The organism is Bacillus sp. JJ722 (assembly GCF_036963345.1).
In the GTDB taxonomy this organism is placed as follows: domain Bacteria; phylum Bacillota; class Bacilli; order Bacillales; family DSM-1321; genus Bacillus_AD.
On sequence record NZ_JBALMO010000127.1, the window covers coordinates 1 to 6,925 of the forward strand.

At 35.8% G+C, this 6,925-nt stretch carries 7 protein-coding genes and 1 pseudogene; 1 reads left to right on the forward strand and 7 read right to left on the reverse strand.

The features are described 5' to 3' along the window. Positions 1-333: 333 nt before the first annotated feature. Positions 334-1,096, reverse strand: a pseudogene (locus tag V7014_RS15945) (class I SAM-dependent methyltransferase). 471 nt (positions 1,097-1,567) lie between these two features. Then, positions 1,568-2,518, reverse strand: coding sequence for an alpha/beta hydrolase (locus tag V7014_RS15950; RefSeq protein ID WP_335508424.1), 951 nt, complete (start codon positions 2,516-2,518; stop codon positions 1,568-1,570). A 143-nt stretch (positions 2,519-2,661) separates the two neighbouring features. Between V7014_RS15950 and V7014_RS15955 the strand changes: the two genes are divergently transcribed. Further along, positions 2,662-3,357, forward strand: a complete 696-nt coding sequence (locus tag V7014_RS15955) for a response regulator transcription factor (protein ID WP_335508425.1) — start codon at positions 2,662-2,664, stop codon at positions 3,355-3,357. A 257-nt stretch (positions 3,358-3,614) separates the two neighbouring features. Here V7014_RS15955 and V7014_RS15960 read toward each other — a convergent pair whose 3' ends face one another. From V7014_RS15960 to V7014_RS15980, 5 genes are all read right to left on the reverse strand, one after another. After that, positions 3,615-3,812: a hypothetical protein gene (locus V7014_RS15960; protein ID WP_335508426.1), complete on the reverse strand. Its 198-nt coding sequence runs from the start codon at positions 3,810-3,812 to the stop codon at positions 3,615-3,617. Positions 3,813-3,894: 82 nt separating this feature from the next. Continuing rightward, entirely contained in the window at positions 3,895-5,091 is a 1,197-nt protein-coding gene (locus V7014_RS15965; RefSeq protein ID WP_335508430.1) for an acyl-CoA dehydrogenase family protein, read from the reverse strand. Positions 5,092-5,210: 119 nt separating this feature from the next. Beyond that, positions 5,211-5,621 (reverse strand): MaoC/PaaZ C-terminal domain-containing protein, encoded by a 411-nt coding sequence (locus tag V7014_RS15970; protein WP_335508427.1) that lies wholly within the window; start codon positions 5,619-5,621, stop codon positions 5,211-5,213. A 30-nt stretch (positions 5,622-5,651) separates the two neighbouring features. Beyond that, on the reverse strand, positions 5,652-6,104 hold the full coding sequence (locus V7014_RS15975) for a MaoC family dehydratase N-terminal domain-containing protein (protein WP_335508428.1): 453 nt from the start codon (positions 6,102-6,104) through the stop codon (positions 5,652-5,654). Between the two features lie 71 nt (positions 6,105-6,175). Then, positions 6,176-6,925, reverse strand: a 750-nt coding sequence (locus V7014_RS15980) for an SDR family NAD(P)-dependent oxidoreductase (protein ID WP_335508429.1), incomplete at its 5' end; no start/stop codon positions are given.

Here is a 6,925-nt window from a genome sequence, read left to right on the forward strand (position 1 = left end):
GTATTATATTATATAAACATCAGTGAAATAATAATAAAATAGTATTTGCCATTATCTATTCAAATACTATTGACATCTTTTTGACGATTTACAAAAGGATATTGAAAATCATTTTCATTTTACTTTCGCTAGAATATTCACTGAAAAATAACAGTAATTCATCTTTTCTGAAATGCTGGTAACATTTGAATATTCTATCTAATATGTTTATATTAAATCTTTAAATCCTTCAAATTTGATTCAACTACGAGGAAGTTAGAATAGAAAAAACTCACTTTCTGTAATCTTAAGAACGTGAGTTTTCGTCTATCTACTCTGCTTAAATACATTTACTTATAGCGCCTTAGCTTTAATAAGAAAACGATGCTGTTTGACATCAAAGAAGCCTTTTGATTGAATCAGTTTGTGTATGGAATTTAATTGTTCTTCATACTTTTCAACACTAAAATCAGGAACTTGCCAAGATATTGCCTTTAAATAGTACACTAGTGCCCCTACATCATAATAGCGTTGAACAGGAAACTCTTCGTTACTAAATAAAACTTCAAAGTGGTTTTCTTTAAGTTCTTTCAAAGCGTTTGATAAGTTCCAATTTTCAAACTCCGAATTCAAAGGTGTCCCAAATGCTTCATTAAGCTCAAAACAATCCAAACCGCCCACTTGTTGTGTGAAAAATATCCCTTCTGATTGAATGATTCTTCTAACTTCTTTTGAAGAATATGATTCATGTTTATTTAGGATTAAATCAAACTGTGCATCAGAAAAAGGAAGGTTCTCATCTCCTTCAATTTTTTTTATAACTTTCACGCCTAAAGGTTCAAGTCTTGATTTTGCAATTGAATAATTAGGTTTAAAACTTTCAGTTGCAAATACAATTGAAGGTAATGGTCTAAGCATTGACAAGATCTCCGCCACCGGTTCCCATATCCAATAACGTATGTGCATTTTGTATCAATGAAATGGCCATGCTTCCATAAGACCAAGAAAGTAAACTACTTCTCATACGGTCCGTTTCTGTTATAAAAGAAAAATCCCATCCTGTAAAACTTTCATTTATATATTTCAAAAAATTCAAAAAATTATTATCTTCATTCATAAGGGGTTCTTCTCAACAAATAATTTTTTTAATACACTGCACATTGTATTGGAGGACCTCTTGCACAATAGAAATGTTTTTATATTTCATGTTCTAATCCTTTCATCACGATCACCTCTAGTATATTTTCGCTCTTGTAGCTTAAAATGCTGTTTTATTTACTTTTCCAGAACAAAAAAGCTCACTGCTAAGAAACAATTTATACTTATGCCTAACCAGTATACAATATCCCCTCACCATGTATTTTAACATAATATTCCACCCCTAACTTTAATATTATTTCTTAGTATAGTATGTGTAATAAGTAAAACATCTCACTCAAACTTATCGAGATATTTAATAACTATATTCATATACAAAAGAAACCAACCTTTCTAAATAGAAAAATTGGTTTCATCTCTACATATTTTATTAAGAAGAAAGATGACTTCATCACTATACAAAATCAAGGTTCATTTAAACGCTTTCATTTCAAGACCTATTAATCACCTTTTGATTGATCGTCTTTAAAAACTCAGATATGCTATCAATCGATCCTTTGATTCTTTCAGAAAAAATCACCATATTCGTAAAGTATCCATGAACCAAACCTTGCTCGCAAATCGTATCCACCTTGACTCCTGCTTTCTTTAGGTGTTTAGCATAAGCCAAGCCCTCATCCCGAAGCACATCATTTTCTGCAGTGATTACTAAAGCTGGAGGTAGATTACTTACATCATCCGCCAATAATGGAGCTACATATTTATTCTGTTTATCCTCTTCATTATTAATATAATGATTACCAAACCAAATCATCAAATCCCTCTCCAAGCCATATCCATTTTGGAATTCATGATACGATTTAGTATCATAATTCAAGCTAGTAACTGGATAAATTAACACCTGTGCAGCAATGGATGGACCATTGTTCTCTTTAGCCATTAACGAGACAACCGTAGAAAGATTTCCACCTGCGCTATCGCCGCCTACAACAATATTTGAAGCATCACCATTTATCTCAAAAGCGTTTTCACTAACCCACTTTAATGCTTCATATGAATCTTCTAATGGTATAGGAAACTTATACTCTGGCGCTAGTCTATAATCTACAGAAACTACAATTCTTCCTGTTCGATTAGCTAACATACGACAGCTAGCATCCGATGTTTCTAGATTACCTATTACCCAGCCACCGCCGTGATAGTATACAAAGAGAGGAAAAGGACCTTGGCCTTCAGGTGTGTAAATTCTTATCTTAATTTCTGCACCCTTTCCAACTGGAATCATCTTGTCCTCAATTCTTTCAAGCGGTGCAAGTTCTACCTCTACTGGAGGTGCTAATGAAAACAATTCTCTAACTGCTCGTGGCTCCATCATGTGAAGCGCCGGCAGTTTATTATACATTTCTAAATACACCTTTGTCTTCGGATCTAAATTTGCCATAACACATCTTCCTTCCTCAGTAAAAATAATTTAACAAATTAAAACAAAATTTTCGAATCTCCTACTTTAAATTTACAATTTTCTGTATAATATAGGTATTCCCTATTTATAACGTGTAAATTCCCTCAAAAGGAGATGAAAAAGTGACCTCAGAATATACCATTCGTGAACATGTACGTAAGCTTAATATCATTTCAAGTCATGAAGAACAATTATACAAAATTCTTGAAGTATATTTAGACCTTTTCCCTGTTCATAATGCATATTTATTTAGATATTCTCCTCTAGGTTATCTTGGGGAAGGCATTATTTCACTCACATCAGAAAGGTTAGTACATATTAGAGAAATACGAGATGATATCCGGTCATTACCTATTATTTACACAGCCATTCGTGAAAGAAAGGCAAAATACTGTTCTGGAATCGAATTATTAAAGCAAACGAGCAGCAAGTACTCCTTTTCTTCTGACAAGAATTCTATGATAGTTGTCCCCATTCGCTACAGATCGGTTGTTACTGGATATATTATCTCTTCAAAGTTTATAAAAGGGACGATATTTAATGATGAAATTCTTTCATCCTTTACTCTATATGGTAAGCTCGTTGGAAAATTTATCGAGGACTCTAATGGAACAGAAAAACAAGCAATGTTAAGTAGAAGAGAATTAGAAGTCATGAGGAGAATCGCATGGGGTGAAAGTACAAAGGAAATGGCTGTTTCTATGAGTATTAGTGAATTGACAGTGAAGCAATATGTGAAATCATCAATTCAAAAGCTAGGTGCTACTAATCGTGCGCATGCTGTTGGAGAACTTTACCGAAAAGGTATTATTCCATAGTAGATTGGAAGCGCTTTAATCCAGGAAGGTCTGAGAGTAATAATTTGCAAGCTCTTAACCTCCGAATGGAGAAACAACATCTATTTATTACCAAGCGAGAATTATAGGTTCAGAGAAAAATTTTTAATAACTGTATCATAATAGAAAATATATAAAAAAGAAAAGAGTAACGAAGGGTACAGTTTAGTCTATTCGTTACTCTCTTCTTTTTTGTCTTAAATCAACCTCATCTATATAACTTACGTTCACCAAAAAACTTAAACGAGCGGAAATAAAGCGTGGTGTAAAGCCATATTCACATACAGTAACTCCTCATCCGTTGGTCGACGATAATGTGCGCCCAAAAACGCCTTTTCTGCCAGCGTTAAGTTCCCAATTAAATCTTCCGTGAAATCATAGGTATGAACATAAATCGCATCCGGCTCATGTGTTCCAATTATTTCCTCAAATTTCATTTTTGCTCATTCCTTAAAATTAAATTAAGAAAATACATTACCAATCCTTTGAGTTAAATACCAAGAAAAATATTTTATATTGTTACAAACCTAGATTTTTAGCAATAATATTTTTCATGATTTCTGTTGTACCACCATAAATAGGCATAACAGCAACATCTCGATAACGACGAGCTATCGGATATTCTTCCATGAAGCCATATCCACCATGAAGTTGTAAGCAACGTGCAGACATCCGTCGTGCCATCTCACTAATAAACCATTTAGCCATCGAAATCTGGGTAACGATATTTTCCCCTTTCATATGTTTGCTTGTTAATTCATCAAGGAAAGTTTGTGCCATGGACAGTTCCGTTGCCATTTCAGCAATCTCAAATTGAGTGTTTTGGAAGGAACTAATCGGTTTGCCGAATGCATGTCTTTCCTTTACGTAGCTCATTGTTGACTTAAGCATTTCCTCAGCTACAACTAATGAATTGATGGCGATTAGAAGGCGCTCCTGTTGTAAACGGTCCATCAAATAATAGAAGCCTTTTCCTTCTTCACCTAGTAAATTAGCCACAGGGACACGGGCATCTTCAAAAACTAATTCAACAGTATCCGTCGAGTGCTGACCTAGCTTTTTCAACGTTTTCCCACGGGAAAAACCAGGTGTATCAGCTTCTACTAAAATAATACTAATACCTTTTCGAGCTGGAGTCGCTTTTGGATCTGTTTTGACAGCTACGAAAAATAGCCCCGCATTAATACCGTTAGAAATAAAGGTTTTCTCTCCGTTTAGGATAAAGTGGTCACCATCACGAACAGCTGTTGTGCTCATATTTGCCAAATCAGAGCCTATTCCAGGTTCCGTCATCGCCACAGAAGTTGTAATCTCTCCACTAACGCATTTTGACAAATATTTTTGTTTTTGTTCTTCTGATCCGTATTCTTCCAGATAAGGAACGACAATCGAACTGCTCATACTTGCAAGTGTACCTATACCAACACGGTTTAGCTCTTCACCTAAGACCATATTAAAACCAAAATCAAGTCCTAGACCACCATATTCCTCTTTAACTTGCGGACATAGGAAGCCATTGGCACCTAATTTTTCATAAAACTCTCGTGGCGTGTATTTATCTTCTTCCCATTTCTCAATGTTAGGAATTGCCTCTTTTTCGAGGAATTTTTGCAAAGACGTACGAAACATTTCATGTTCATGAGTGAGGAAAGGTCTTTCTCTCTTAAATAAATCATATTTTTCTTGTTTAGAAGAAGTTGTTGTTTTTGACAATATGTATCCCTCCAAATATTGTTTTTTAAAAGATAAAGACCGCCTTTGAGCAGTGTGAAAGATCATGATTGTATCGAATTTCACGTCACACAATGCGGTCTGCTTATTTGAAACAGATATCTCTATAAATTTCTTGATGGCAATGTCGCTTCAAAAGTTCCGGCAACTTTTACCTCTCCCTCGCTGTTCATCGCCAGCACCTCAGCCATCACTATGTTGTCAGTCTTTTTCTCTAGCACTTTACCAACAATTTGAATCGATTCGCCTGGAAATGTCATTTTACTGAAACGTACTTGTATATTCTTAATGTTTTTTCTAGAAACCCATGATGTAACACCTTGAGATAACATCCCCATAATCAACATGCCATGAGCAAGAATCTTCATACCAGCTTTCTCCGCTACCTCTTCAACCAGATGGAGTGGATGAAAATCACCAGAAGCACCTGCAAATCGAACAAGTTGAACGCGAGTAACTGGTTGCTTTTTCAATACTGGGAACTCATATCCTTCATGTACATCCTCATAAAACATTATTCATTTCCCCTTTCTATAATTACAAAATTAATGACGATGCACTAATGTGCTTCTTGCTATAGCTACCAATTCATCACGTTGATTCTTGTAATAGTATTCCGATGTAATGAAATCCATCGCACCCGTACTTCCTGATTTCGTTTCAGCATCCACTACTTTGCCCGTTACGTACAGAATATCTCCTGCTACAATATCACCCAAATACTCATAGGATTGCTGTCCATGTAATACTCGAACTAAGTTTAGTTTCAGCTTTTCTACTTTTTCTACAGAACCTAGACCTCCCCATAAGTCAATCACTTGTAAATATGTAGGTGGCATAGGAATGTTTTCATATCCCTCTTTTTTGGCTGCCTCCAAATCGAAGTAAATTGGGTTATCATCACCGAGGGCGAGTGCTAATTCTTTTATTTTTCCTTTTTCAACTGCCATGCTGTACGGTTCATATTCAACCCCAATTAAATCTTTTACATTAGACAAATTCATTCACCTCTTCTGAATAATTGAAACATTTGTTTTATCAACTTAACCATGCTTTTTTAAGCGAGAAATCACGTATAAGAACCACCATTAACACTTAGCACTTGTCCATTAACATAGTTAGACAATGGGGATGCAAGGAATAATATGCTAGCAGCTGCTTCACTGCCACTACCGACACGCTTTTGCGGGATATTACTAATTAAAAGATTACGAACTTTATCAGGGATACCCGCTGCTTCTCCATTGACGATTAACCCTTCTTCCTTTGGACGTGTAAGACGCGTATCAATGAAACCAAATGCTACTGCATTACTGTTGATGTTAAATGCTCCCCACTCCCTCGCAATCACCTTACTTAAACCGATGACACCAGCTTTAGCGGAAGAATAGTTAGCTTGTCCCATATTTCCTCTTTGACCTGAAACAGATGAAACATTGATAATTTTTCGGTGATGAACGATTCCTTGTTCAATCTCTTTCTTAGCAGCATCACGCATATACGGTGAAGCCTCACGAGCCAAACGGAAAGGAGCAATCAAATGGATGTCTAACATCGCCTGGAACTGTTCATCTGACATTTTATGAAGTAACCCGTCCGCACAATACCCTGCGTTATTCACAAGAATATCCAGCCGACCAAAGTTAGAAATAGCTGCCTCTACTACTTGCTTTGCAAATTCAGGATTTGTTACACTTCCACAAAACGAGATGGCATCGCTTCCAATTGTCTTAATTTCAGCCACAACTTCAGCTGCTGGTTCTTCGTCCCTATCTGCCACTACAACTCGTGCTCCATGTTCAGCAAACATTAATGCTGT